This window comes from Leuconostoc mesenteroides subsp. mesenteroides (assembly GCA_009676745.1).
GTDB classification, from domain to species: domain Bacteria; phylum Bacillota; class Bacilli; order Lactobacillales; family Lactobacillaceae; genus Leuconostoc; species Leuconostoc koreense.
In genome coordinates this window covers 1603695-1628949 of the sequence record CP046062.1, presented here as the reverse complement: position 1 = coordinate 1628949, position 25255 = coordinate 1603695, and the positions used below count along the sequence as shown (strand labels likewise).

The 25255-nt window shown below is 36.2% G+C and carries 27 protein-coding genes, 1 pseudogene and 1 riboswitch; of the genes and pseudogenes, 24 read left to right on the top strand and 4 right to left on the bottom strand.

Features of this window, described 5'->3' with window-relative positions:
- The first annotated feature begins 20 nt into the window (after positions 1 to 20).
- From GJV51_08130 to GJV51_08080, 11 genes and pseudogenes are all read left to right on the top strand, one after another.
- Positions 21 to 596, top strand: a complete 576-nt coding sequence (locus GJV51_08130) for a TetR family transcriptional regulator (protein QGM25946.1) — start codon at positions 21 to 23, stop codon at positions 594 to 596.
- A gap of 182 nt (positions 597 to 778) precedes the next feature.
- Positions 779 to 1210 carry a PTS fructose transporter subunit IIA gene (locus GJV51_08125; protein ID QGM25945.1) on the top strand — a complete coding sequence of 144 codons (432 nt, stop codon included), beginning with the start codon at positions 779 to 781 and terminating at the stop codon, positions 1208 to 1210.
- 15 nt (positions 1211 to 1225) lie between these two features.
- Positions 1226 to 1720: a PTS mannose/fructose/sorbose transporter subunit IIB gene (locus GJV51_08120; GenBank protein QGM25944.1), complete on the top strand. Its 495-nt coding sequence runs from the start codon at positions 1226 to 1228 to the stop codon at positions 1718 to 1720.
- Positions 1721 to 1745: 25 nt separating this feature from the next.
- On the top strand, positions 1746 to 2609 hold the full coding sequence (locus GJV51_08115; GenBank protein ID QGM25943.1) for a PTS sugar transporter subunit IIC: 864 nt from the start codon (positions 1746 to 1748) through the stop codon (positions 2607 to 2609).
- 1 nt (position 2610) lies between these two features.
- On the top strand, positions 2611 to 3453 hold the full coding sequence (locus tag GJV51_08110) for a PTS system mannose/fructose/sorbose family transporter subunit IID (GenBank protein QGM25942.1): 843 nt from the start codon (positions 2611 to 2613) through the stop codon (positions 3451 to 3453).
- A 21-nt stretch (positions 3454 to 3474) separates the two neighbouring features.
- Positions 3475 to 3768, top strand: a complete 294-nt coding sequence (locus GJV51_08105) for a PTS sugar transporter (protein ID QGM25941.1) — start codon at positions 3475 to 3477, stop codon at positions 3766 to 3768.
- Positions 3769 to 3895: 127 nt separating this feature from the next.
- A pseudogene (locus GJV51_08100) lies at positions 3896 to 4198 on the top strand (hypothetical protein).
- Between the two features lie 245 nt (positions 4199 to 4443).
- A complete protein-coding gene (dnaG, locus tag GJV51_08095) occupies positions 4444 to 6306 on the top strand; it encodes a DNA primase (protein QGM25940.1) in 1863 nt (620 codons plus the stop codon).
- A 235-nt stretch (positions 6307 to 6541) separates the two neighbouring features.
- Entirely contained in the window at positions 6542 to 7654 is a 1113-nt protein-coding gene (gene rpoD / locus GJV51_08090; GenBank protein ID QGM26122.1) for an RNA polymerase sigma factor RpoD, read from the top strand.
- Between the two features lie 21 nt (positions 7655 to 7675).
- Positions 7676 to 7721, top strand: a riboswitch (PreQ1 riboswitch).
- A 6-nt stretch (positions 7722 to 7727) separates the two neighbouring features.
- On the top strand, positions 7728 to 8285 hold the full coding sequence (locus tag GJV51_08085; GenBank protein ID QGM25939.1) for a QueT transporter family protein: 558 nt from the start codon (positions 7728 to 7730) through the stop codon (positions 8283 to 8285).
- On the top strand, positions 8282 to 9019 hold the full coding sequence (locus GJV51_08080) for a 3-oxoacyl-ACP reductase (protein QGM25938.1): 738 nt from the start codon (positions 8282 to 8284) through the stop codon (positions 9017 to 9019). Before GJV51_08085 ends, GJV51_08080 begins: the two co-directional genes overlap by 4 nt.
- A 226-nt stretch (positions 9020 to 9245) precedes the next feature.
- On the opposite strand, the gene GJV51_08075 is transcribed toward GJV51_08080, so the two are convergent.
- The 3 genes from GJV51_08075 to GJV51_08065 are packed head-to-tail and all read right to left on the bottom strand — an operon-like array spanning position 9246 to position 10916.
- Positions 9246 to 10154: a peptidylprolyl isomerase gene (locus tag GJV51_08075; GenBank protein ID QGM25937.1), complete on the bottom strand. Its 909-nt coding sequence runs from the start codon at positions 10152 to 10154 to the stop codon at positions 9246 to 9248.
- Between the two features lie 55 nt (positions 10155 to 10209).
- Positions 10210 to 10452 (bottom strand): hypothetical protein, encoded by a 243-nt coding sequence (locus tag GJV51_08070; GenBank protein QGM25936.1) that lies wholly within the window; start codon positions 10450 to 10452, stop codon positions 10210 to 10212.
- A gap of 41 nt (positions 10453 to 10493) precedes the next feature.
- Complete coding sequence (locus GJV51_08065) at positions 10494 to 10916, bottom strand: HIT domain-containing protein (GenBank protein ID QGM25935.1); 423 nt, start codon at positions 10914 to 10916, stop codon at positions 10494 to 10496.
- Positions 10917 to 11077: 161 nt separating this feature from the next.
- On the opposite strand from GJV51_08065, the gene GJV51_08060 reads away from it, so the two are divergent.
- The 4 genes from GJV51_08060 (at position 11078) to GJV51_08045 (ending at position 14363) form a co-directional block, all read left to right on the top strand.
- Positions 11078 to 11818, top strand: a complete 741-nt coding sequence (locus tag GJV51_08060; GenBank protein ID QGM25934.1) for an ATP-binding cassette domain-containing protein — start codon at positions 11078 to 11080, stop codon at positions 11816 to 11818.
- Positions 11808 to 13094 carry an ABC transporter permease gene (locus GJV51_08055; GenBank protein ID QGM25933.1) on the top strand — a complete coding sequence of 429 codons (1287 nt, stop codon included), beginning with the start codon at positions 11808 to 11810 and terminating at the stop codon, positions 13092 to 13094. Before GJV51_08060 ends, GJV51_08055 begins: the two co-directional genes overlap by 11 nt.
- A 12-nt stretch (positions 13095 to 13106) precedes the next feature.
- A complete protein-coding gene (gene trmB / locus GJV51_08050) occupies positions 13107 to 13766 on the top strand; it encodes a tRNA (guanosine(46)-N7)-methyltransferase TrmB (protein QGM25932.1) in 660 nt (219 codons plus the stop codon).
- 312 nt (positions 13767 to 14078) lie between these two features.
- Positions 14079 to 14363: a hypothetical protein gene (locus tag GJV51_08045; GenBank protein QGM25931.1), complete on the top strand. Its 285-nt coding sequence runs from the start codon at positions 14079 to 14081 to the stop codon at positions 14361 to 14363.
- A 582-nt stretch (positions 14364 to 14945) separates the two neighbouring features.
- Here the strand turns inward: GJV51_08045 and GJV51_08040 are convergent.
- Positions 14946 to 15287 (bottom strand): ribonuclease G, encoded by a 342-nt coding sequence (locus GJV51_08040; GenBank protein QGM25930.1) that lies wholly within the window; start codon positions 15285 to 15287, stop codon positions 14946 to 14948.
- 1698 nt (positions 15288 to 16985) lie between these two features.
- On the opposite strand from GJV51_08040, the gene GJV51_08035 reads away from it, so the two are divergent.
- The 9 genes from GJV51_08035 (at position 16986) to GJV51_07995 (ending at position 25170) form a co-directional block, all read left to right on the top strand.
- Complete coding sequence (locus GJV51_08035) at positions 16986 to 17189, top strand: CsbD family protein (protein ID QGM25929.1); 204 nt, start codon at positions 16986 to 16988, stop codon at positions 17187 to 17189.
- Between the two features lie 101 nt (positions 17190 to 17290).
- Complete coding sequence (locus GJV51_08030) at positions 17291 to 17638, top strand: toxin-antitoxin system HicB family antitoxin (protein ID QGM25928.1); 348 nt, start codon at positions 17291 to 17293, stop codon at positions 17636 to 17638.
- 11 nt (positions 17639 to 17649) lie between these two features.
- On the top strand, positions 17650 to 18465 hold the full coding sequence (locus GJV51_08025; protein QGM25927.1) for a paraslipin: 816 nt from the start codon (positions 17650 to 17652) through the stop codon (positions 18463 to 18465).
- Positions 18462 to 18959 carry a hypothetical protein gene (locus GJV51_08020; protein QGM25926.1) on the top strand — a complete coding sequence of 166 codons (498 nt, stop codon included), beginning with the start codon at positions 18462 to 18464 and terminating at the stop codon, positions 18957 to 18959. The genes GJV51_08025 and GJV51_08020 overlap by 4 nt, the downstream gene beginning before the upstream one ends.
- 68 nt (positions 18960 to 19027) lie before the next feature.
- Positions 19028 to 20233, top strand: coding sequence for a bifunctional phosphopantothenoylcysteine decarboxylase/phosphopantothenate--cysteine ligase CoaBC (coaBC, locus tag GJV51_08015; GenBank protein QGM25925.1), 1206 nt, complete (start codon positions 19028 to 19030; stop codon positions 20231 to 20233).
- A gap of 54 nt (positions 20234 to 20287) precedes the next feature.
- A complete protein-coding gene (locus GJV51_08010) occupies positions 20288 to 20557 on the top strand; it encodes a hypothetical protein (GenBank protein QGM25924.1) in 270 nt (89 codons plus the stop codon).
- Positions 20558 to 20836: 279 nt separating this feature from the next.
- Entirely contained in the window at positions 20837 to 22528 is a 1692-nt protein-coding gene (locus tag GJV51_08005) for an arginine--tRNA ligase (protein QGM25923.1), read from the top strand.
- A 107-nt stretch (positions 22529 to 22635) separates the two neighbouring features.
- Positions 22636 to 23106 (top strand): arginine repressor, encoded by a 471-nt coding sequence (locus GJV51_08000; protein ID QGM25922.1) that lies wholly within the window; start codon positions 22636 to 22638, stop codon positions 23104 to 23106.
- Positions 23107 to 23109: 3 nt separating this feature from the next.
- On the top strand, positions 23110 to 25170 hold the full coding sequence (locus GJV51_07995) for a PBP1A family penicillin-binding protein (GenBank protein QGM25921.1): 2061 nt from the start codon (positions 23110 to 23112) through the stop codon (positions 25168 to 25170).
- The last annotated feature ends 85 nt before the right edge of the window (positions 25171 to 25255 follow it).

The window sequence follows — 25255 nt, the reverse complement described above, 5'->3', positions numbered from 1 at the left end:
ACAGAAAAGGATTACTTTGTATGGCGGATATTAGAAAAATAAAAACGAAAAAAAACATTGAAATGGCTTTTATTAGCTTACTGAATGAACAAAGTTTCAAATCAATAACTGTGGAACAAATTTGTAAGCAAGCTATGACGAGTCGATCAACATTTTATCTGCACTATTTAGATAAATATGATCTCTTGAATCAGCTTGTCGAAACACAGTTTACAGTCTTTGAACATATTGTCGATAAAAGAGTTGAGGGACTCATTTCTGGGCAATTTGAAGAGACGATTACACATTTCTACAATGAATTAGTCAACAACAAACAGATTATTCAAGCTTTATTTACAATCAATGAACCGGAATTTAATTTAAAACAAAAATTTGAGGATACATTATATCAGCATTGGTTGAAATATCTTAGTGAAAAATCATCTTTGAAGTATAACGAATTGATTGCAAAATTTGGTGCTAGTATTGTTTTTGACACGCTTAACTGGACATTTGAAAATGGTATTGATGATGAAACGCTTTTATTTGTGGAAAATATCAGAAAGAAAATACTCGAGATGTCTGCATCTTTAAAGGAAATACATGACGAACCATAGCAAAGTGCTATGGTTTTTTAGTTATGAGAGACTTCATATAATATTGTTATTTATTATTGTATTTTATCGATAGTAAGAGTAGAATAATATTTAGGATATGCAAGCGCTTACATAATACCTGAAAAAGAGTTTCATAGTAACAAATGAAACAACATTCCGTTTATGAAAGATGGGAGAAAAGAATGAACTATCTTATTTTGGTTAGCCATGGCCAGTTCTCGGAGGGGCTTAAGGACGCTCTGGGAATGTTTGTTGGTGATGGAATTGAAACCGTGAAAGCAATAGGGCTCCAATCGGGTGAAGATACAGATCATTTTGAAAATCGTTTCAAATCTTTATTATCAACACTTGAACAAAATTCAGAATTGCTTATTCTTGGGGACATGATCGGCGGTAGTCCACTGACTACAGTTGTGAACGTGTTAAACCAAGAAAATAGGTTACAAAAAGCAATTGTACTTGGTGGGATGAATTTTCCAATGGCACTCAATGCTGCCATCTTGAAAGATAGTTCCAGTAAAGACGAACTAATTAGCAGTGTATTGCGTGAAGGTACTTCTGCTTTAAAACAATTTGAGATCAATGATGATTTAGAGGACGATGATGAGATTTGAAAGGACAAACTAATTATGAGTATTTCATTTGTACGTATTGATGATAGAATTATTCACGGACAAACCGTGACTCGATGGGCTAAAGAATATCCGTGTGATGGCTTGATAGCGGTTAATGATGCGGCAGCCACAAATCCTATTCTAAAGGATGCATTCAAAAGTGCCTCAGAAAAGAAAACGTTTGTTTGGACACTAGACCATTTTCAAGCAAAAGCACAGCAAGTTTTGGATTCCGATAGACAATATTTTCTAATTACGAAAACACCTCAGGATATGAAAAAAATTTTGGTTGATTTTGGCTTTAAACCTGACGATGTAAAAACAGTGATTGTTGGTCCAGCTAATGATCGGCCAAACGCAGTGAAACTAGGAAATAATCAGTCTATTACATCTGAGGAAGCTAGAGCATTTGATGATATTCAAGCAAAAGGATACCGAGTTAAATTTCAATTGTTACCGGATGTATCGATTGGCTATTGGGATGCCTTTAGAGGGAAATTTGATCTGTAGTCTAACATAAAAAGAGGTTAGAAATATGACAATTAGTTGGGTGCAAGCAAGTATTTTAGGTATTTTTGCAAGTTTGTCTTCCATGCCAGGTATGGCAGGATCTACAATTGGAAATTATACTCTAGGGCGTCCGTTAGTGGGTGGCTTAGTCTGTGGATTGGTTTTGGGAGATCTGAAAACAGGTATCGCTGCTGGTGTTGCGATGCAGTTAGTCTATATCGCATTGGTTACTCCTGGAGGAACTGTTTCAGCAGATCTTCGGGCAGTCTCTTACATCGGTATACCATTAGCAATGGTTGCTATTCATGCGCAAGGATTATCAGCAACATCAGGGAATGCTGCTGATTTAGCTAAATCAATGGGTACTTTAGTTGGAACTGTTGGTACGGTTTTGTTCTACGGAACAGCAACTATGAACTTGGTTTGGCAACATATTGGATGGCGAGCTGTTGAAAAAGGGCAATTTAAGAAATTATATCTTGTGGATTGGGGACTTCCATGGATTTCACACTTTTTCTTCTCATTTATTCCAACACTATTCATGACACATTTTGGGTCTAGTGCTGTTACTGCATTGAAAACAGCATTACCAATGGATGGTATTCCAATGAAAACCTTGTTTACAGTTGGTGCTTTACTCCCCTGTGTAGGTATCGCAATTTTGTTGAAGCAAATAGTAGATAGTCCACTTGATTTCATTCCGTTTTTCGTAGGATTTACGTTTGCTGCTTCATTAGGTTTGAACTTGGTTTCAGTGACAGTTGTTTCATTAATTTTTGCCATGATTTCATACAAGTTAGACATGGCAATCAGCACCAATCGACAAGTTGCATCTCCGGTATCAAATACGAGTATGATAGCCGATGATGAGGAAGACGAGGATATTTAAGATGGATAACTTAGAAAAAAAGAAAATCTCTCGTAAAACTTTAAACAAGTCGTTTCATTACTGGTTTTACGGCCATCTTACAGCGTTCTCTCAAGAACATATGCAAACATTTGGTTATTTGACTTCAATGTTACCTATTGTGGAAGAATTGTATGACAATAAGGAAGACCAAGAAAAGGCAATGAAAACCTACACGGCTTTTTTCAATACAGAGCCACAGCTAGGTACCGTTATAGTCGGTGTTACAGCTAGCTTGGAAGAAGCAAGAGCTAATCATGGTAATGTTGATGATACAACAATTAATGGGTTGCGCGCTGGTCTAATGGGGCCAATTGCAGGAATTGGTGATTCGTTGGTTGTTGGTACATTAATACCAGTTATTCTTGGGATTGCTTTGGGGATGTCCGATGGCGGATCACCACTGGGTGCAATATTCTATATTATTGTTTGGAACTTACTCGGTTACTTTGGTATGCGTTTTGCCTACTTCAAAGGTTATGAATTAGGAGATAAGGCAGTAGGGATTTTAGTTGGTGCGCAAGGAAAGGCGATTCGTAAAGCAATTGCGACAGTCGGTGGTATGGTTGTCGGTGGTGTTGCTGCCACCTGGGTAACTGTAAAAACATCCTTTAAGTTAACCAACTCTTCTGGAAAAGCGTACTTAGTTTTGCAAGACAAATTGGATTCGGTTTATCCAGGGTTATTGACTGCTTTGTTTATTGTACTTTGTTGGTGGTTAATGGCTAAGAAAAATATTTCACCTATTCGAGTGATGCTCATTTTGGTGGTTATTGCTTTGATCGGTGTGCTAGTTGGATTCTTCAATCCGGGACTAAGTTATTAAGAAACAAAGAAGGTATTTATTATGACAAAGGGTATACAAAATTTGGATAAGGGATATCAAAGTGAAATTTCTTATCAGCAGAAAATGATTAAAAATCTTCAGCATTGGCAATCTTTTTTCTCAATGATTGTTGGTCTAAGTATCCTTCTTACTTATTTCTTTGTCCATCGAAATGTTTGGTTATTTGGTACAGGTTTAGTTTTAGGTACAATCAATATTTTAATTGTTTTCATCATTGGTTATGCCATTTATAGAGGACAACAAAATGTTAGTGTGATTGTTGAACGATATGAGAAACTAATCAAATCCAAATAAACTAAAAAGGTTTCTCTGTTTAACAGAGAAACCTTTTTAGTTTATAAAATAGTACTTTGAAATAATGTTTTTATAGTTATTAGAATGGCATTTAAATAAAATATGTCAATGGCACAATATATAGAGTGAATTAGATGTCCGAAACGAGGTGGAAATGCATGTTAAACTTCTTGGCGGATTTTATATCAACACACCAGTTGGTAAATACAATCCAGATAGGGCAGTCGTTCTGAACGAGCCTGATCAGAAGCATGTGTATTTTATTGCCGAAACCAAAGGTGAATCTGACAGCATTCAATTAATACTTAAAGAGGTTGAAAATGCAAAAATTGAGTTTGCTCGTGACTGTTTTAAAGTGATTTCCAATAATGAAATTAAATATGACGTTGTTGATAGTTATGAGAAAATGATTGCTAAGCTTATTGATTAGAAATTATAAAATTTTCTTATTTTTAATATTGTTAAATTACAGAGACTATTGTCCAATTTGTTTTTAGTTAACATAATATCTATTTGTTTAAAATAGAAATAGCTTTAAATGCTGGTATATAGGCATTTCTACCTCAGAAATAGGGGTTGACAAATATTGCTGAAAACATTATAATTAAAACAGTTAAATGATTTCAGTCGCAGACCGCATAGTTTGCGACTTTTATTATTTGAAAGGTGGTTCTATTGGCAAATCGTATTCCACAATCTTTTATTGATGATGTACGATCAAAAGTGAATATCGTTGATGTTATCGGTCAATATACACAATTGGTTAAAAAAGGTCGGCAATGGACAGGCTCATGTCCTTTCCATGATGACAGGCATCCTTCCTTATTTGTTGAAGAGAACAAGCAAGTATTTAATTGTTTTTCTTGTGGCCGATCCGGATCCGTTTTCTCCTTTATTATGGAAAAGGAAGGATATAGCTATCCTGAGGCAATCTTGTCACTAGCGGAAAGTGTTGATATTCCAATTGATGCAAATATTTCTGCAAATAATGGTAATCAAATTGACGGCACAACGCAAGCAATTTATCAATTACACACTGATGCACAACGATTGTATCAGCATACATTACTGAACACGACTTCCGGTGAACAGGCATTGGCCTATCTACATGACAAAAGGCAGTTAAGTGATGACATTATTAAAGAATTTGGGATTGGTTTTGTTCCGGACGATAACCTGCTATTGAGTTATGCGAAAGAGAAAAACTTATCCCATGAAATATTAATGGCTTCTGAGCTATTTATCGAGAATAGTGTGAGTGGCGATATGCGTGATCGTTTTTCAGGACGTATCGTTTGGCCAATTAAAACTGAACGAGGTCAAGTGGTTGGTTTTTCTGGTCGAGCGTTAGACGCTGAAAATGCAATCAAATATATGAACAGCCCAGAAAGTCCATTTTTTACTAAAGGGCGTATTCTATATAATCTAGATCGAGCCAAAAATATCATTAGACAAACGGGTACGGCGATGATTTTTGAAGGCTTTATGGATGTTATTTCAGCACACATGGCCGATGAAAAAGTTGGTGTGGCAACCATGGGAACCGCGCTAACACCTGATCATGTCCGACAGCTTGCACGCATTGCAAAAAGAATACTGCTTGTTTATGATAGTGATGAAGCTGGGCAAAATGCTGCGAAGCGTTCAATTGAGCTCTTCAAAAATAATGCTAAAGATATAGAAATCGGTGTTGTTCATCTACCTGACTTGCTTGATCCTGACGAAGTTCGAATACAGCGCGGATTACCAGTTTTAAAAAGGTCACTGAATCAAAGTATTTTAACACCAATTGAATTTTTGGTTAATGCAGCCAAAAATGGTAAGAATCTGAGCAATCAAGCACAGTATCTAACTTTCTTGCATGAAGTCATGCAGATCTTATATACAGCTACACCAGTTGAACAAGATATTCAACTGACTCGGATTGCCAATGAATTTGGCACATCAAAGCAAGCATTGCAAGCACAATTACAGCAAACTAAGCAGTCGGTAAGAGTACAAAATAATCATCAATTAGTTTCGCAAGTATCTCATACTGCGAATGACTTTAGCCCAAAGTCCCCTGAATATGAGCTTGGCTTTCCAGCTGAGCCTAATCAATATCAAAAAATTTCAAAAGTAGAGCTGGCAGAACGTGCTTTAATCATGGCAATGATTAAAGATCCATATACGTTAGAACGTGTTAAATCGACAGCGGGGTTTGCTTTTGTTCATCCTGAATATCAATTACTCATGATGCTGGCGGAGATTTATCAACAAGATCATCTGGGGACATTTGATATTGCTCAGTTTATGGATTTTATTCAAAAACCAAATTTGAACCAAAAAATAATGGCCATTGATCATAGTTTTGGTGACATAAAGGTCGAAAATGATGCAGTTCAAGATTATTTGCGTATAATTATGGAAGAAGCACCTGTGTCAAATCGTGTTCAGGAGTTAAAACAACTAATTGAAGTCGCTAAGCAGCAGCATGATGATGCCAAATTAGTCCAACTTTCAACGGAACTAATAAACATAAAAAAACGCCAACACTAATCGAATCGATGTTAAGTAAATAGTCTCACTGTAAAATATAGGAGTAAAAATGACAATCATTTCAAGTTCAAGTAAAATTTCGGATATTAAAGATTATCTCGATGAGCAAAAAATAGCGTATAATAGTCGTGCAAAAAAGGCTGAATTACTAGCTTTGGCGCAAGGGAAAACTCCGGAACAAGCAGCAGCAGCTGGAAAAGCTTCCAAGCCAAAATCAGCTAAAAAGTCTGGCCCATTGAAAAATCCTGAGTACGACAAGGCAACTAAAGCTTTAATTACTGAGTATAAAGCAGCAAAACAAATAACATATGCAGCATTATCGAAGCGTTTGGCGGAACCTTTTAACCTAGACGAAGAAAACATTGAACGTCTGATGGAAAAAGTCGAAGATGCCGGTATTGCAATTGTTGATGACAATGGTGATCCAGCACCAGAAGTATTAAAGGCCAAACAAAACAAACCCACTGATCAAGAGTTAGCAGAAGCCGAGGAAACGCCAGCTGGTATCAAAATTAATGATCCAGTTCGCATGTACCTTAAAGAAATTGGCCGTGTTAACTTATTGAAGGGAAATGAAGAAATCGATATTGCCAAGCGTATTGAAAATGGTGATATCGAAGCCAAGCAAGAGTTAGCAGAAGCCAATTTACGATTGGTTGTCTCAATTGCTAAGCGCTATGTTGGGCGTGGCATGCAATTCTTGGACTTAATCCAAGAAGGAAATATGGGCTTAATGAAAGCCGTAGATAAATTCGACTATACCAAAGGCTTTAAGTTCTCAACGTATGCCACATGGTGGATTCGTCAGGCCATCACACGTGCCATAGCTGATCAAGCGCGTACGATTCGTATTCCAGTCCACATGGTTGAAACAATTAATAAGCTGATTCGTATACAGCGTCAATTGTTACAAGATTTGGGACGTGAACCTCTTCCAGAAGAAATCGGTGCGGAAATGGATTTGACGGCCGACAAAGTGCGTGAAATCTTAAAAATTGCTCAAGAGCCAGTATCTCTTGAAACTCCTATTGGTGAAGAGGATGATTCTCATTTGGGTGATTTCATCGAAGATAATGAGGCAGTTTCTCCAGCTGACTCTGCAGCGTATGAAATGCTCAGAGAACAATTGGAATCTGTTTTGGATACATTGACTGACCGAGAAGAAAATGTTTTGCGTTTACGTTTCGGATTAGAAGACGGACGTACGCGTACATTGGAAGAAGTCGGTCGTGTATTTGGTGTAACACGTGAACGTATTCGTCAGATTGAAGCGAAAGCATTACGCAAGTTACGTCATCCAAGTCGTTCAAAGCAACTGAAAGATTTCATGGATGAGAGTACAAATTAATTGATTTTGTTCTAAAACTTAATAATAGCGGTTCATCAACCATCCCGCTTAAAAAAACTAGGAGATACTATTTATGCAAAAGACAATAAGTGCGCAGCAAAGCAACCGCACAAGGAATATTACATTAACAGCAATTGTTGCTGCGTTATATGCAGCAATCACATTAGTCATAGCACCGATTGGATTTGGACCAGTTCAATTACGTTTATCTGAGGGTTTAAATCACTTATCTGCGTGGAATAAGAGATATATTTTGGCATTGGGGCTGGGTGTTTTTATCGCTAATCTCATTTCACCATTAGGTTGGATTGATTGGATATTTGGTACCGCAGGTACCTTGATTATGACCACTGTGACTTATTTTTTAACTCGGAAAGTAACAAATACGGTGGTAAAAATTTTAATTAGCTCTTTCGTAGTTTCTACATTGGGAATGGGTATTTTAGCAGCAGAGTTTACATTTGCCTTTAATATTGGTGCCAGTGGTTCGTTTCCTTCTGGCGTATCAGGCGGTCTTTTTTCACAATGGTTCGCGTACTACATTAGTGTTTTGCCAGGGGAAGTTGTGTCATTGCTTGTTGGTGGTATTTTGATTTTTGCACTGAGTAAGATGATTAGATTAGATAAATGATTGATCAAAATTATACAAATAAAAATGTTTTATTAACCGGTGCCGCGTCAGGTATCGGTTTTTCGCAGTTGAAAACTTACTTATCTCAAGGTGCAACTGTATATGCTTTAGACAAAGAGAAAATAGTGTACACACATGTTAACTTGCATACATATCAAATTGACATGAGACAACACAAAAAACTAGAAACGTTAGTGAAACAAATAACTAGCGCTGTTTCAATTGACATTCTATTGAATACAGCAGGCATATTAGATGATTATCGGCCGTCTTTAACCATTGACTTAGACACTTGGCAACAGGTGATGGATATAAACTTAACACCCATGTTTATTTTATCAAATGCTGTATTACCCAAAATGATTGCCTCTGGGTATGGACACATTATTAACATGGCCTCCATAGCTGGATTTACTGCTGGTGGAGGCGGGGCAGCATATACAACCAGCAAACATGCAATTATTGGATACACCAAACAGTTAGCTTTTGACTATGCATCAAAAGGACTACACATTAATGCTATTGCGCCGGGAGCAATTAATACACCAATGAATGCCAAAGACTTTGCCGGTGATGCTAGTATGGCCCAACAAGTTGCCAATCAAACTCCCGCAAAACGATGGGCTCTGCCACAAGAAGTTGCCGATTTAACACTATTTTTGACAAGTCCTCAAGCTGACTATATTAATGGTACGGTGGTACCAATTGACGGTGGTTGGACATTGGGACATTGAACAAAAACATCTGTTTATAAGTAAAAATCCATAGCATTTTGTTATGGATTTAGTATGTTTGGGATTCGTCCTAGTTTTCTTGTGTAATATGACTAGAGGATACAATTCGATTCAGAATTTTTCAGGATAACTCAACAGCTGTTACATAAAAATTGGTGTAAAAAAACGATCTAAGCAATTAGATCGTTTTTCTTCGCGCAATCATTGACGATAAATGATGCAACAGTTACTTTGATGAAGAAATGCCCGCTGTTAGGTAGGCGTTCAAAGCTGTTTTCAAGTCGCTGTCTTTAACATTAACATTGTTTTTACGCAAAATCTTTCCAACAATACCTTGTATTTCACTGGTATTTTTTGAATCATTAATGAAATCAGTCACTATCTGAGTGGATAAGGTACTACGCAAACTGTTCATTGAAGGTTTGTCTGTTTTCTTATCTAATTTAATAACGTAGTAACTGCCACTTGTACCAGTTACAGGCTCCGTTGAATAGTCGCCAACTTTATCTAGTTTGAATGCTGCAGTTTGAACAGCTGAGTCGATACTTGCATTTGTTGAATTAAATGCCGGCATTTTACCATTTGATGATTTATAAGTATTATCTGTAGAATACTTTTTATAGACTGTATTCCAGTTATCACCATTCTTCAATGCGTCAATGGCTTCTTTAGCCTTAGATTCATCCTTAGCCGTAATCATTGAAATCGTCGTATCTGAGTGGTAATTTTCATAAGCAGATTTAAGTTGCTTATCAGTTACCTTATAATTAGCCTTGATAGCGGCATTGATAATCAGATTATTTTTGATATTCTTTTTGAATTGAGCTTCAGTTGTGTTGTTTGATGCCAAAACAGTCTTAAACGATGAACCATATTGCGCCTTTTGCGCGTCGTAAGCGTTTTGTACATCTGTGTCAGAAACTTGGTCACCATATTCAGCTCCTAGAACCTTATTAATAACCATATTAGCAAATTCTTGCTGACCGGCTGATGATTTTTTGATATCTTCGTAAAACTGTTTTTCAGTAATTTTACCAACCTTTGAAGTCATTAATGTTTTTGATGAGTTGAAACCAAGAAAGACCAGTCCCCCGACAAAAACAACGACGAGAAGTCCCCAAATAAATTTTCGCATGTGATAATACTTTCCTTTTCTAGATACAATACTAAGTATTTTACCACAAATGAATCTAATGCGCTTTAAACTTAGATAATTCAGTATTTAAATGCTCAGTAGCCTCATTAATACGTGAAATATGTGGTTGATTTTTGAAATTCATTTTTTCAATATCTGACTGAATATCTTCAGAAACACTTTGTATTTCTTTTAATTGTTCTGTTAATTCATGCTGTTGTACCTGGAGTTGTTTGAGTAAAGCTGTGATTTCTTTTATATTCGTGATGAGATTTTTGAATTGATCAAATAATTTCATAATTATTTCTCCCAAACATCGTTACCGTTACATCGGATGTCTTAAAATTGTGAAGCAATACTATCAGCAATTGCTTGATATTGTTCCGCAGAAAAATTAGCGCTATTATCAATTGTTGGAGCGAGAACACTATTTAGATTGTCATCATCATAACGAGGGATTAAGTGCCAGTGAGAGTGAATAACGGTTTGGCCGGCAGAAGGACCATTATTTGATTGAACATTGAGGCCTGTAATCTTGTCGTCACTCGCTTTGATGGCACGCGCAATGACAGGTAACTTCAACAAAACCTTTTTGGCAGTATTATCATCGTAGTCAAAAATATTATCAACGTTTTTCTTTGGTACAACGAGTGTATGTCCAGGAGTTACTTGTGAGATATCCAAAAATGCGAGAACGTCTTCATCTTCATAAACTTTATAACTTGGTATTTCACCTGCAATAATTTTGTCAAAAATATCCAATGTAATAATCTCCGTTTCTATTTGTTATTTTCTATTATAACAAATAAGAGGATTCAACAAAAATAAAGCGTTGTTTTAGTAAACGAATTGAAAAGAGACAGTTATTATCCATATTTACATATTTCATACAAATGTCACGTAATGCTTGCTATAATAAATATATGGGATTAAAAATTAACAATATATCTGGTGGGTACGCAGGAAATAATATATTGAAAAACATTTCTTTTGACGTGCCTAATGGTGAAATCGTTGCCCTGATTGGTCTAAATGGTGCTGGGAAATCAACGACAATTAATCACATCATCGGGGAGTTACAGCCTCAAATGGGTTCTATTATTCTTAATGATATAAATATAGTATCAGAGCCGACAGCCTTTAAATCACAAATTGCATACATTCCTGAACAACCAATATTGTATGACGAATTGACATTGGGTGAACATTTACATTTGATGCTAGCGGCACATGAAAAAGATGACAAGAATACTTGGGGACGTGTTGTACCATTATTAACTATGTTTAGACTAGAAGATAAGCTAAATTGGTTACCAATTCACTTTTCTAAAGGGATGCGACAAAAAGTAATGCTCGTGTCTGCATTTATGTTAAACGCCCCATTGCTAATTGTTGACGAGCCTTTTTTGGGGTTAGATACATTAGCGCAGCGGGATGTCGTATCTTTGATGAGGGAACAAGCAAAACTTGGGAATAGTGTTTTAATGACAACGCACTTATTAGCTTCCGCGGCGACCTTTGTGGACAGATTCGTTGTGCTGCATGACGGTAAAGTACGTTTCGTGGGGACGCCTTCCGCTTTAGCAGAAGAAAATCAGTTGACAGTCGATCATCTTGATGATTTGTTTGATTTAATGCAAAAGGAGTTAGCTAATGAAGGCTAGCGATTTATTTTGGCGGCGTTTTCGGGATGAACAACGAACAAGTGCTAAGTATCTGCGATTATTATTTAATGATCATTTTGTAATTTTTTTGGTTATTGCTTTGGGTGGTATTGTACTTGCTTATCGCGAATTGCTCAGTACGCCGCAGTCGATGATGTTTTGGCGCTCTAATTGGTGGCAAGTAATCATCATTGCGTGGTTACTTATAGGACTACAGATAGGTGATTTAATTACGTACTTTAAGCCAGCAGACCGGCTTTACTTACTCGGAAATGACTCGGAAATTATCAAAAAATATTTGACGCGTTCTGTGACCTTGAGTATTGTATATGCGAGTGTATGGCAAGCTACTTTTGTCGGTGCCATCGTACCAATTCTATTGCGAATTTATGTCAACGGTTTATTACGGATTAGTTCTTTGCTGATTTTTGCAATCAGTTATAAGATGCTTCTCTTGTTATTTGAACGAGATAAACTATTTTTGAAGCAACGTGTGCAAACGATTATAATATTTGAAGCGAATTCAACAGCTGAAGGACTTCTCTTTCGTGTTTTATTGCCTAGCATTTTCTTAGAATTTATTCTTATATTGACTCAGATGCAAGTGTGTATTTTGATGAGTACTTGGTTGATACTGATGGTAGTAACGGCTTACTATTTTCATATCAGCAATCATAAGGCAAAATCATTTGCAATTAACTGGGTCATCGCAACACAACAAGCACAACAGCAAAAGCAAAGAGTATTGCATTTTTTTGCACTTTTTGCTGAAATTCCCAATCAACCTAAATCGATTAAAAGACGACGTTACCTTGATTTTTGTTTGCAATGTTTGATAAAGGACAAGCCAGCAATGGTGCGGTTATACTGGACAAGGTTGGCGCGAGACACGGAAATATTGCCTTTAGTGCTTAGATTAATAGTTGTGGGGATGATTGTCGTAGGTGTGTTGCAGACTGCACCCGATTGGCTAGTTGCTGTGATTGGTGCATTGGTCGTATATCTTGTTAATTTTCAGTTATTGCCACTATTTTCAGATACGCAGAAGAAAATTTGGACGCGTTTAATGCCAATTACCAATTCTCAGAAACAAAGCGCCTTTATTCGGGTGCATAGGTTAGTGAATTACATTGTTTGCACGTTGTTGATTGTTACGGTAGCCGTAACAAGTGGATCTTTACAACGGATATTGTTATTATTTGTATTATTGATTGTAGTTACTGTTGGGCTACAAAAAAGTTATATTCCATACATGATTAAAAAAATGAAAAAGTAACGGAGAAATTTTATGCATTTACGCTCAAAACCTTGGGCTAGCGATTGGCTAGCTGAGCATTCAGATATAGTGATTGGTCAAGATCGTGCAACGGCACAAATTGGACAATGGCAATCATTATTTGATCAAGAACAACCAATACATCTGGAGATTGGTTCTGGTAAAGGGCAGTTTATTCTTGGCATGGCCTTGGCACATCCGGAAATTAATTATATTGGTATGGAAATTCAAGAAACGGCAATTGCCATTGCAGCGCGTAAGAGCTTTGATCAAGTCGGTACATTACCAAATTTACGTTATATTTATGGTAATGGAAATGGTGTTGAGACATATTTTGAGAAGGGAGAAGTTAGCAAAGTTTACTTGAACTTTTCTGATCCTTGGCCAAAAAAGCGTCATGAATCCCGTCGATTAACTTATAAGTCATTCTTGAAATCTTATGAAGCGGTTTTGCCAGATCATGGCGAAGTTGAGTTCAAAACAGATAATCGTCATTTATTTGAGTATTCAATGGTTAGTTTTATGGACTTTGGCATGCGATGGGCATCGGAAGATTACACGTTGGATTTGCATGCTGATGAAGATAAGGTACAAGGGAATGTTGAGACCGAGTATGAACAGAAGTTTATGGCTAAAGGTCAACCAATTTATAAGATAAAAGCCCACTTTTAGATTCACAAGGATTACAGAGCATTATACAAACAAAAAACAACGTCTGATCTGGGCGTTGTTTTTTGCTATCTGGGGAATTGGGGGACTAGAAGATAAAATTTCGATGCTATCTAACGTGATGCAAGTATTTTTTGTGGCTATACCTTTGTTTGAAACATATTTAATCACATTAATTATTGATGGTTTTACTGATAGATTTGGCAAAATATAAAATAAGAAAAAGCGAATAAAATTTGTTTGTTTGACAAGAAAGCGTTTTCATGATATTTTTTAGGTATTTAATATCAGAATAAGTAATCATAGGAGACTATCATGGGAATAAGTAATGTTTTGCATCGCCGACAATATAAAATTACAATTGATAACTCAATTAGCAGATTAGACTTGGATGCGCTGAGTGATTTAGGCATCTGGAGTAATCCCGAAAGTAAACACTATCTTGTAACCTTACGCACAAATGATGATCCCAATACAGATATCAGCACTTTCATTACAAATTTTGTAAAGAGGACGGGATTAACATCAGATGATTTTGTGATTAAATCGCAAACTGGCCCAATGACATTACAAAGAGCAGTAGATGATGAGTGGTTTTAAATTTAAATATAATAAAAACGTTCAATCAGATGAATTTACGGTTGGTATTTTTGGTTTTATTTTTTAACTCACTATCAAAAAGGCATTATTTTTCTTTCAATGAATAAACCACCGAATGGACATTAGTGCTTTCGACTAAAAAAATAAACATTATACAGTTTTGGTAGCGATGTTTAAAACACGACAGTTTGTTACATTTTTAACAAATCATCATGTATAATGAATGTATGGTCTGACAGGCATTCCATTTTACAGAGTGACTTACTCCCTTAAGTGTTTCTGGCTATCAGTTGTGGAACCTGTTAGGCTTTTAATTTGCATAAATTGGGGACATAGCAGAATTAAATTTAACGTCATTGGGTAGGCAAACACCAAGATATTTCTCGATTTGTTATGAATTCTGCTAAGATTTTTGTATGAATATTCCAAAACTATATAATTAAATATGCATAGTTGTGTTACCATGAAGCAATGGGGGAGTTGAATTTCAAAGACAGTTATTAAAATGAAACTCGTTAAAAAGCCGACTAGATTAATACTAGTCGGCTTTTTATTGTTCGTTATTAATTTTTTAGTTGGCTGTTAAAAATTTTTTGCGTTCGTTGCTGATGATATAAGCACAACAATAAATATGAGGTAAACCAGTAAAAATGCGATGCCAACGATGAAATTTGCTAATCCCGCACGGTTCCATGTGGATTGTACAGCCTTAAATGTTTCGACATCTTTGTAATTACCTTTTTGCCATGCCCATTCATTGCCTTTAAATCCGCACACAAAAGCCCAAACGAAATTAAAAACGGGAATTAAACATAATAAAGGCAGGTACGTCTTGTTTCCAATTCCCCAAAAAATAGTATACGCAAATGCGCCCCAATTCCAACCTTTAACATTTTCTGGCACATTCTTTTCGTTTTCTTCCATTATTTTCTCCCAAATATTTATAATGTAGATTGTTGCATATGAAACTACAGTATAACAATTGAGAAAGTATACTGCAAGCATGCATAATAGTCTAAAGTAGAATAAGGTTATTTGCTACACTGCTTTAGGGAGTTCTATAAAGTATAGGTCCTTTATAAGCACGACCATAAAACTAAATGACATTGAGGGGGAGTTATGTGCCAAAACACGGATAGTACTCAAATAATGGCATGAAATTTAAGTGGTTAACTGATCAACAAGATCTCAGTATTGAGTTGAAGTTTTTACAGACAGTTTCTTATCCGCTTATCATTGTTGTAGTGGATGTCAAATTATTTATTGGTGGTTAGATTGGAAATAACTTCTGATAAACTATAATCACCAAACTAAAATTCAGTGGTAAATATCAATGAGACATTATGCAAAATAATTATTGCCAATCATATTAAAAATGTATATAATCATTATGTAAGCGTTACCAAGATGTTTACAAAAATGATATTCATTATATATGTTTATCGATAAACTTGGTAAGCCGAGAATTACTGAGTTTGCAAGGCTTTTTCTTGAGTGAGAAATTAAGTCTTGCTTTTTTTGTTGTTAACAGTTTGCAATTAGAATGAATAGCTACAGTATTTTAATGAACAAGTTGATTTATAAAGACGAATATATTTCTAGTTTTCATAATCGTACAAATGTTTTAGTGACAAGACAGTTTTAGTATGTTACCATTTAGCTCGTAGTGATCCAGATGCATTATGTAATTTCCTGAAACTTGATTAATATACAAAATCATAACACCGTTATTTGGATTGCTAAAAAAGGTATCTTCGGGTGCTTTTTTTGCTATAGTTTGGATATTTTTATATTTAAAATAATAATTAGATTTCATTTCAATAAGTTAATTTTAATAATGGACAATTGAATTTTCTATTGGTGTTTCATGATATGCTTTATGCATGGGGAAGAAATTGTTTTGAGTAAATATCTCAAATAGAAAGAGTGAAACTCATTCCAAAAAATACCGGCCAGAAAACATCCTGGTCGGTATTTATTTTGTATGGAACTTTAATTGATATGGATACACGATGATTGACGGGCTAATTAGCTGTTATAAGTGTTATTACTAGAGAAAATGTCATTAGCGTGCTAACATTTAGGTAAGATGTCCCTAGAAATTATTAAATACACTCCCAAAATGTATTGCTTCTTCCCTTCGGGGGCATCGTACATATGTAATAAACGGTTTCTTGTTTAAAACGATTAACGAATGCACTGAATAAGTGATATCTGCGTCAATAAAGAATTAATAAAAATTATTTGTAACTATTTTTGAACAAACCAAGTGAGATTGCCTAGCAAAGGTTGTTGTATTATGCGATAAATAAAACTAAAATATGTGTATGGTTTTCGATTTTTTATTTGCCACGGAAACCAGAACTCTAATCTTTAAACCACGTGTCCGCTCATGCCACGTGGTTTTTTTGAATATAAGGTAGTTGATTGAATGGGAAGATTTTTCTGTGTAGACATGAAATAATCTCGTGGCTTTCAATTGATCAATTACCCTGACAATTATAACTTTCAATGCGACAAGTTAGGTCAGATTTCCATAATAGTTCTTTTTACTGTCATTTTTTTGTAGAAATGTTACAATGAATTTGTAACATCAAATAAACCTCAAGGAGAACGTATTATATGTCAGTTGAAGAAAAGTTTGATAATGCTAAGGACAAGGTTGCTGGTAAAGCAAAAGAAGTTGAAGGCAAGGTTACCGGTGATAAGCAACGTGAAGCAGAAGGTAAGGCACAAGGCTTGTTTGGAAAAGCCAAGGATGCTGTAACGGAAGCTAAAGATGCTGTCAAAGATAGTATTGACAATTTAAAGAATGATAAAAAGTAATTAACAAGTAAAAAACGCCTAGCTCATAATAGTTAGGCGTTTTTATTATCTAAAAATAATTTAGTAATTGCAAAATGATTTAATTGTGATATCATAAAGATATGGTTAAAGAAAAAAACATGAAGTCAGGCAACATACCATTAAGAATTGATCCAAAACTACATGAGTTTTTGGCGGAACAGGCTAGTAAGGAAGGGCGGTCATTAAATAATTATATCACGCAATTACTGATGGCTAACTATCATCCAAGCGACTTTGAGGATCGTCAATTTGTAGGTCAGGTTATTCCAGGTAGAGATATTGACATTAAGAGCGGTTTAGTCAATGTTTCTGGTATCTATTATCGATATTTGATTGATAATAGTGCTGTTGCTAAAAGTAATGAAGATTACGTGATTCTCGAGGCAAACGGGAATATATTGACATTACGGCAAATCATGAAAGATTAGAGGGAGAAGTTATGCTTTTTTTTAAGATTGTTCCGCAGAATAATGCGGGACTCGTAGAGACATTGGGAAAATATCGTGCTCGAAGAGAGGCTGGATTACATTTTTATATTCCGTTCTTTCAAAAAATTCGTAAGGTAAGTTTGGCTATGCGTCCACTACGTTTGCCTGATTACTCAGTGATTACTGCCGATAATGCTGATATTAAGGCAAGTGTTACTTTAAATTATCATGTGACTGACGCGGTGAAATACATGTATGAAAACACAGATTCAGTTGAATCTATGGCACAACTTGTGCGTGGACACTTACGTGATATTATTGGTCGCATGGAGTTGAATGAAGCGCTTGGCTCTACAACCAAAATTAACGTCCAATTAGCCACTGCCATTGGTGATTTAACGAATACGTATGGTATCAATGTTGATCGTATCAATATTGATGAATTACGCCCTTCTGCTTCAATTCAGGAGGCGATGGATAAACAATTAACGGCAGATCGTGAGCGAGTTGCCACAATTGCTAAGGCTGAAGGTGAAGCACGTTCAATTGAATTAACAACGAAAGCTAAAAATGATGCCCTGATGGCTACTGCCAAGGCTGAAGCTGACGCCACAAAAACGCGTGCTGAAGCTGAAAAATATCGTATTGACACTGTTCAAGCTGGTCTAGCTGGTGCTGATGATAAGTACTTCCAAAATCAGTCAATCAATGCTTTCTCAACTTTGGCTGAATCATCTAGTAATTTGGTAGTTGTGAATGGTCAGGAAGTAGACCAATTGGGCCAAATACCAGTTGCTGGTAAATTACTAGAAAAAGGACTTAAATGAAACATTTACTGATGAAACAACATTTGTTTTCTTTGGGCGGAAAGTTTGATATAACCGACGACAATGAAAATACATGTTACACGGTTTCTGGTAGTACATTTAGTATACCAAAGTACTTTGATATTCTGGATTCAAACAGTATACCTATTGCGCGTTTAACGCATCAAATGTTTGCTTTTTTACCAAAGTTTAAGTTAGTTATTAATGAATTTCCGGAAGAAGTTGAAATTATTAAACGTTTTTCCTTTTTTAAACCAAGATACGAAATTGAGGGACTTGGTTTAAGTGTCGAAGGTAATATCTGGGACATGAATTTTACTATCATGCAAGATGGACGTGCAATTGGTTCTGTTGATCAGCGTTGGTTGGCAATGACAAGTACCTATGACATGACAATTGAAGACGAGTCTTTGGAATCTGTTGTTGTGGCTGTAGTGGTAGCAATTGATTATGTTAAGGCACAAGCCCATAGTTCTAGTTCTACGAGTTCATAGAAAAAAGCGATATTTTTAGAATATCGCTTTTTTTCGTGTTTAAAATATTCCATGATATAATGTATGACATGAATAATTTCTATAGAAATAAAAATATATTAGTGATGGTGACAGGTAGTATTTCGGCTTACAAGTCAGCAACATTAGTACGCGAATTTGTTAAAAGTGGTGCTCGTGTTCGTGTGGGCATGACGGCTGCAGCTCAAAAGTTTATCACCGCGCAAACATTAGCTGTTTTGTCTAAGCACGATGTATTAACTAATCTTTTTCGTGATGATAGTGCTGCAGTTACTCATATTGAATGGGCTAAGTGGGCAGACATGATATTTGTTGTCCCGGCTACTGCCAATATTATTGGAAAAATAGCAAATGGTATCGCTGATGATGCTGTGACTGCAACGATAATGGCATCATCTGCGACTAAAGTCATTGCCCCAGCGATGAACGATGTTATGCTAGACAATGCTGCGGTTGTACGTAATTTGAATTTATTAAAAAGTGATGGTTGGTTTATTATTGACCCAGCAATTGGTTTCTTAGCAGAAGGTTATGAGTCGCAAGGCCGCCTACCGGAACCAGTGGCCATTATAAATCAGGCAGCTATTCGTATACAGGCGCGTGGCGGTGAGTTAGAAGGAAGAAAACTTGTTGTTACAGCTGGCGGAACACGTGAAGCACTTGATCCAGTACGATACCTAACAAATCGTTCTTCAGGGAAAATGGGTTATGCTTTGGCACAGGCAGGCGCAGAGTTAGGTGCCAAAGTGGTGCTTATAACCACTACGAAACGAGAAGAGTTATATGGCGTTCGAGAAATAGTTGTTACTTCTACACGTGACATGCATGCAGCGGCTATGAAAGAATTTACTGACGCAGATATTTTTATCAGTTCGGCAGCTGTATCTGATTATCGGCCTGCTTCAGAGGCTGAAAACAAAATTAAAAAAGTAGGGCACGAGAATTTAACAATTGAATTAATTCAAAATCCGGACATATTATCGGATATTGGTCATATGAAGAAAAACGGACAACTTGTTGTTGGATTTGCTGCTGAAACGCAAAATGTTCTTGCGTTTGCACAAAAAAAGTTATCCAAGAAGAATGCAGATTTCTTAGTTGCCAATGATGTCAGTGATGAGAATGTCGGCTTTGACGCTAATAATAACCAAGTAACAATTCTATCACGTGATAAAGACCCGGAAAAAATTGAAATGTTACCCAAAATTGATATTGCGCGAACTATATTAGATAGGGTAATTAAAACACTCGCATAAACATTTGTTTTATGCTAAAATGAACTGTTAAATAACGTTAAAATGGAGGCAAACATGGCAGAAGAAGTAGAAGAAAATACCTCTGGATTTAACCTTGGAGATGTTTTATTAGCACCAGCTTATGGTAACTTAGAAAAACCTTTTACAGGTCAAGTTGAAAAGATTTATGAAAATTCATTATTAGTTGAAATTACGGAAAATGCGGCGGCTGACCAACCAGCAGTTAACGAAATGAACCACCGCGCTGTTGTTCGTATGGATGAGGTTGAAGTAATCAAACATGGCCCTGTACCCGAAAAATCTGTAAAAGACGAAGATAAGTAAAGAAGTTTGGAAGCTATGATGAAGCGAGCTTGAGTTGATGAGAGTCAAGCCATAGTCAAAACGGCGCGTACTAGGAGTCTGAAGTTAATAAATTTGAGTGGCGAAAGCTATTAGAGTGGTACCGCGGGCTAGGCTCGTCTCTTTGTTGATGAAAACAAGAGACGAGCTTATTTATTTTTAGATGAATAATGCTTAAAATACGGTATAATAAGAATATCGAATTTTTGATTATAATGTATTTTTACTAAAAATCATAATTAAAAACCAAAAGGAAAAAAAATGGTAGATAATATACAAATTGTTGAGGCACTTAATGCAGTGCTCACAGACCTTACTTTGCAAGAGATTTCTGAGAAACTAGAAGCACCAAAATCATCTGATCTTGGCGATGTTGCCTTTCCAACATTTACATTGGCTAAGAAATTACATAAAGCACCGCAATTAATTGCTGCAGATATCGTTGCAGCAATTAATCAAAAAGGATTTGAAAAGGTTGTAGCTACTGGACCTTATGTTAACTTTTTCTTGGACAAAGTAGCTACCTCTAATCAAGTATTGAAGACAGTATTTGACTTGGAAGGTGCTTATGGTGACAATGCAGATGGACATGGAGCTAAGGTAACGATTGATATGTCCAGTCCAAACATCGCTAAGCCAATGTCAATGGGACATTTACGTTCGACTGTTATCGGTAATGCACTAGCAAATATCACAGCAAAAAATGGTTACACACCAGTCAAAATAAATCATTTGGGTGACTGGGGTACGCAATTTGGTAAACTAATATATGCTTACAAAGCTTGGGGTTCTGAAGAAGAAGTGAAATCAGACCCAATCGCTACTCTGTTAAAGTACTACGTAACGTTTCACGAGAAAGCTAAGGAAAATGACGCATTAAATGATGAAGGTCGTGCTTGGTTTAAGAAGCTTGAAGATGGCGATGAAGAAGCGTATCGTTTATGGCAATGGTTCCGTGCTGAATCATTGAAAGAGTTTTCTGATATTTATGATCGCTTGGATATCACGTTTGATTCATTCAACGGCGAAGCATTTTATAATGATAAAATGGATAAAATCGTTGATCTTCTAGAAGACAAAAATCTTTTAGTTGAATCACAGGGAGCGCAAATTGTTGATTTGAGCCATATCAATCCAAATCTAACGCCAGCTATGATTAAGCGCTCAGATGGTGCAACTTTATATATGACTCGTGATTTAGCAGCCGCACTTTATAGAAAAGAAACATATGATTTTGCGAAATCGTTATATGTTGTTGGTGGGGAGCAGCGTGAACATTTTGTACAGATGAAGGCTGTTTTATCACTAATGGGCTTTGAGTGGGCTGAAGACATTGAACATATTTCTTTTGGTCTAATTACGTTCAATGGTAAAAAAATGTCAACACGTAAGGGTGATGTTGTTTTGCTGAAGGATGTATTAGATGATGCACATGAATTGGCTTTGAAGCAAATTCAAGAGAAAAATCCTGCTTTATCTGATAAAGATACAGTCGCAGAAGAAGTGGGCGCCGGTGCCGTTGTCTTTCATGACTTAATGAATGATCGTACCAACAACTTTGACTTTAATTTGGAAGAAGTTGTTCGTTTTGAAGGAGATACTGGACCATACGTACAGTATACAAATGCGCGAGCAAAATCAATCTTACGCAAGGCGTCGGTTCAATTGACGAGTGATGGTTTGAATTTGACTGATCCGGCAACATGGGATATTATTACGACACTTAACAATTTCCCCAAGACAGTACAACGTGCATGGCAACAACGTGAGGCTAGCATTATTGCTAAATATGCGTTGAATTTGTCAAGAGCATTTAACAAGTACTACGCTAATTCAAAAATATTAACAGAAGATGCGCAATTAAATGCTCGCTTAGTGTTGGTTAAATCAGTATCTATTGTTTTGACAGAAAGCTTGAGATTATTAGGCGTCAAGGCACCTGAAGAAATGTAACTAGTTTGAAAAAATCAAGTATGATTTAAGCTAACTGTTAAAGTGATGCATAAAACGGCATGATATTTTTTTGGATAACCGTGCATCATGATACAAAGGAGAAATCAATGATTTCAAAACAAGAACGGCAAAAGCTTATTTTAGATATTATTCAAGATAATATTATTGCCAGCCAAGAAGAATTACTTGCTCAGCTGATTAAGCATGGTGTTGAGACAACACAAACAACCGTATCACGAGATATTCGGGCAATGAATATTATTCGTCAAAAGAGTGACAGCGGGCAATTACGTTACCAGCAACTCAATGATACAACGAAAAATGTTCAAAATCTGGTAACAACTAACGCTGTTGATGAAGCAATCAAAGAGTATGCTTCATATGTGACTCATGTTGAGTTCTTAACGATTATTAAAACAACTGATGGTAGTGGTAACTCAGTTGCAGGCATTATTGATGACGCAAATTTACCTGAAGTAATCACGACCCTAGCGGGATTTAATACAATTTATGTTACAAGTAGAAATGAAACAGATGCCGCAAAGCTAGCTAATCATTGGGCGGAATTGATAGGTTGATGAATGAAGTGGTTGAAAGCAATAAGTCAAAAAGTGTGGGGTAAATTAGGACCAATCTGGCATCGGTGGCAATTTGGTCGCTTGTTGATTATTTTATTTTTAACATTATTTTTGGTCACAAGTGCCTACTTATCAATTTTAGCTAAAACTGCACACGTTAAAAATTTAGAGGCAACGCTCTCTCAAACAGCAACGGTTTACGATGATGAGGGTGAAAAAGCAGGTGAATTATATTCACAAAAAGGCACCTATGTTTCGTATAATAAAATTTCACAGAATATGCGAGATGCTGTTTTATCAATTGAAGACCGTAATTTTTATCATGAATATGGTTTCTCAGTAAAAGGAATTGCACGTGCAGCGGTTCTATTGGTCAAAAACAAAATAACCGGATCGAATACTATTTCTGGTGGCGGCTCTACGTTGACACAGCAATTGGTTAAAAATGCTTATTTGTCGCAAGAACAGACATTTACTAGAAAAGCTAAAGAAATCTTTTTATCCATGCAGGTTGAACAAGATTACACTAAAAATGAAATTTTTACGATGTATCTTAATAATGCTTGGTTTGGTCATGGAGTTTGGGGTGTCGAAGACGCATCACAGAAATATTTTGGTGTTCATGCTAGTGAATTAACGACAACACAGGCCGCTACACTAGCGGGTATGTTAACTAGTCCCGCTAAATTTAATCCAATCGATCATCCAGAAGCTTCCAAAGCTCGACGTGATTTAGTTTTGACAACTATGGTTGATAATAAAAAAATAACCTCAGCACAGGCTAACACAGCTAAATCAACGACGGATGCGCTGTATGATACCTATGATGATTCTGGTGATTATAATTATCCTTGGTATTTTGATTCAGTGATTAACGAAGCTATCAATACCTATGGTTTAACAGAAAACGATGTTATGAATCGTGGGTATAAAATATATACAACGTTAGACCAAAAAGATCAAACGAATTTACAAAATGATTTTGATAATTCAGCATTATTTAACTATGTTGATGATGCACAAGCAGCATCTATTGTATTAGATGCTAAAACTGGTGGAGTATTGGCTGTAGTCGGTGGCCGTGAAACATCACATACTTTCCGTGGCTTTAACCGAGCTAATCAATCACAATTACAACCTGGTTCAGCAATCAAACCAATGGTCGTTTATGCACCAGCTCTACAGCGAGGTTATAGTATTAGCACGCAATTACCTAATCAGTCGATGAGTTTTGGGACGAACAATTATACACCAAACAATGCTATGAATGTTGAAACAGCCGATGTCCCAATGTATTCGGCTTTGGAACATTCATACAATATTCCGGCAGTCTATTTACTGAATAAAATGGGTGTAGAAGTTGGTTATAAGAGTGGTATTAAGTTTGGTCTACCATTGAGTGAAAAAGATAAGAACCTGTCACTGGCATTAGGCGGATTGACTAAAGGTGTATCTCCACAACAAATGGCACAAGCATACACTGCTTTTGCCAATGGTGGTGTGATGAGTCAGGCACATTATATTACTAAAATAGTTGATGCAAGTGGGAAAGTAATTGTTAGCTCACCAAAAGCAAAACAAACACAGGTCATCAGTAGTAAGGTTGCAAATAACATGACACGGATGATGCTTGGTACTTATACAGATGGTACAGGTGTTGGGTCTGCGCCATCAGGTTACACTATTGCCGGTAAAACCGGTACTACTGAAAATCCTAACAGTACCAATAACGCTAGTTCATCAAAAGATTCATGGGGAATGGCATACACAAAGGATATTGTTCAAGCAACTTGGATGGGGCTTGAAGGGAATAATACAGGTTCTTTGCCGTTAGGATTGACGTCTACAATGGGACCTTTGGTTAAAACGTCTTTGGAACAAATTTTACCAAATACGGATCAGACTGCCTTTACAGTAACAAATCCTAACACCCCATCAAGTCGTACAAATCAGGGTAGTGACTTATGGGGAACAATTCAAGATGACTTCAATAGTGGCGTTGACAAAGCTGTTGAAGGAGCTGGTCAATTGTGGAACAATGTTAAAGGATTATTTGGCAATTAATGGTTAGATTGAATAGTGTTTCACATTAGTTATTGATTGTGATATGATTTTAGTAATATAACATAACGTTAAAAAAGGAAAACAA

What these genes read in the sequence shown, in the direction of transcription:
- GJV51_08005 (QGM25923.1), top strand. Translation starts at nt 20,837, where the DNA reads ATGGTAGATAATATACAAATTGTTGAGGCACTTAATGCAGTGCTCACA.
- GJV51_08105 (QGM25941.1), top strand. Translation starts at nt 3,475, where the DNA reads ATGACAAAGGGTATACAAAATTTGGATAAGGGATATCAAAGTGAAATT.
- GJV51_08080 (QGM25938.1), top strand. Translation starts at nt 8,282, where the DNA reads ATGATTGATCAAAATTATACAAATAAAAATGTTTTATTAACCGGTGCC.
- GJV51_08000 (QGM25922.1), top strand. Translation starts at nt 22,636, where the DNA reads ATGATTTCAAAACAAGAACGGCAAAAGCTTATTTTAGATATTATTCAA.
- GJV51_08045 (QGM25931.1), top strand. Translation starts at nt 14,079, where the DNA reads ATGGGAATAAGTAATGTTTTGCATCGCCGACAATATAAAATTACAATT.
- GJV51_08075 (QGM25937.1), bottom strand. Translation starts at nt 10,154, where the DNA reads ATGCGAAAATTTATTTGGGGACTTCTCGTCGTTGTTTTTGTCGGGGGA.
- GJV51_08130 (QGM25946.1), top strand. Translation starts at nt 21, where the DNA reads ATGGCGGATATTAGAAAAATAAAAACGAAAAAAAACATTGAAATGGCT.
- GJV51_08035 (QGM25929.1), top strand. Translation starts at nt 16,986, where the DNA reads ATGTCAGTTGAAGAAAAGTTTGATAATGCTAAGGACAAGGTTGCTGGT.
- GJV51_08115 (QGM25943.1), top strand. Translation starts at nt 1,746, where the DNA reads ATGACAATTAGTTGGGTGCAAGCAAGTATTTTAGGTATTTTTGCAAGT.
- GJV51_08040 (QGM25930.1), bottom strand. Translation starts at nt 15,287, where the DNA reads ATGGAAGAAAACGAAAAGAATGTGCCAGAAAATGTTAAAGGTTGGAAT.
- trmB (QGM25932.1), top strand. Translation starts at nt 13,107, where the DNA reads ATGCATTTACGCTCAAAACCTTGGGCTAGCGATTGGCTAGCTGAGCAT.
- coaBC (QGM25925.1), top strand. Translation starts at nt 19,028, where the DNA reads ATGAATAATTTCTATAGAAATAAAAATATATTAGTGATGGTGACAGGT.
- GJV51_08030 (QGM25928.1), top strand. Translation starts at nt 17,291, where the DNA reads ATGGTTAAAGAAAAAAACATGAAGTCAGGCAACATACCATTAAGAATT.
- GJV51_08120 (QGM25944.1), top strand. Translation starts at nt 1,226, where the DNA reads ATGAGTATTTCATTTGTACGTATTGATGATAGAATTATTCACGGACAA.
- GJV51_08010 (QGM25924.1), top strand. Translation starts at nt 20,288, where the DNA reads ATGGCAGAAGAAGTAGAAGAAAATACCTCTGGATTTAACCTTGGAGAT.
- GJV51_08020 (QGM25926.1), top strand. Translation starts at nt 18,462, where the DNA reads ATGAAACATTTACTGATGAAACAACATTTGTTTTCTTTGGGCGGAAAG.
- GJV51_08125 (QGM25945.1), top strand. Translation starts at nt 779, where the DNA reads ATGAACTATCTTATTTTGGTTAGCCATGGCCAGTTCTCGGAGGGGCTT.
- GJV51_07995 (QGM25921.1), top strand. Translation starts at nt 23,110, where the DNA reads ATGAAGTGGTTGAAAGCAATAAGTCAAAAAGTGTGGGGTAAATTAGGA.
- GJV51_08060 (QGM25934.1), top strand. Translation starts at nt 11,078, where the DNA reads ATGGGATTAAAAATTAACAATATATCTGGTGGGTACGCAGGAAATAAT.
- GJV51_08055 (QGM25933.1), top strand. Translation starts at nt 11,808, where the DNA reads ATGAAGGCTAGCGATTTATTTTGGCGGCGTTTTCGGGATGAACAACGA.
- GJV51_08025 (QGM25927.1), top strand. Translation starts at nt 17,650, where the DNA reads ATGCTTTTTTTTAAGATTGTTCCGCAGAATAATGCGGGACTCGTAGAG.
- GJV51_08110 (QGM25942.1), top strand. Translation starts at nt 2,611, where the DNA reads ATGGATAACTTAGAAAAAAAGAAAATCTCTCGTAAAACTTTAAACAAG.
- GJV51_08085 (QGM25939.1), top strand. Translation starts at nt 7,728, where the DNA reads ATGCAAAAGACAATAAGTGCGCAGCAAAGCAACCGCACAAGGAATATT.
- GJV51_08070 (QGM25936.1), bottom strand. Translation starts at nt 10,452, where the DNA reads ATGAAATTATTTGATCAATTCAAAAATCTCATCACGAATATAAAAGAA.